The organism is Oleiphilus sp. HI0079, assembly GCF_001635105.1.
This window is the reverse complement of record NZ_LWFT01000974.1, coordinates 1-719: the sequence shown is the minus strand read 5'-3', so window position 1 is coordinate 719 and position 719 is coordinate 1. Positions and strand designations below refer to the sequence as shown.

Sequence of the window (719 nt, the reverse complement as noted above, 5' to 3'; positions counted from 1 at the left end):
TTTGTCTTGCGACATGAACTCGACTAGACCTTTGATCGTTCTTATTTGCTCGTTACTGGCGTCTTCACTCAAGCCGCTGCTTTTTAGCTCTTCATAGAGTTTGGTCTCGGAAACGTAGTGTGCAAATACCTTTCGAGGTGCGTTGGCGTTGTTCTCAACTGCGGAGAGTGCTTTGGCAAAACGCTCTAGCTTTAGCTTCTGGTATCGTGAAAGCTGCTCTGGAATCAAGCTAAGTAAATGGTTTCCCCACCGGCTGTTGCAGTGCGCCAGTGATTGCATGACATCATGCATTTGTCGCTCATTAATACCTAGATGTGGGAAGCGGCCGAGTTGCATCAGGCTCGCTAAGCGTTGTTCTTCTGTAAGCAGCTTGAAGTCGCCGGACGCCAATTGTAAGACTGTACGCAGGCAAGACATCTCGTCAGACCCAAAAATGCCGCGATGCCCTTGTAGCGTATAAGGCACATTCGCGCGCAGTAAGGCTAACTCGATTGGTGCAGCTTGGCTCCAGTAGCGCACTAAAATCGCGGTATTTTGCAATGCCTGTTCGGAGTGTTTGGCGAGTCGCTTCGTCAGGCTGTTCAGCTCATCATTGCTTTCACAGATTTCGACCTGTGTGTCCGGGTTTGTTTCGCTTGGGATGCACAATGCGTCTTCATGGTATGGGCTGTGGGAGATCAATTGATTCGCTAATAGGGCCACCTGATGGCCGTAGCGAA

The 719-nt window shown here is 49.9% G+C and carries 1 protein-coding gene; it reads right to left on the bottom strand.

The genetic code is table 11. The features are described from left to right. Window positions 1-719 (bottom strand): 3'-5' exonuclease (locus A3750_RS17865; RefSeq protein WP_369819951.1); only part of this gene is annotated, 719 nt, incomplete at both ends.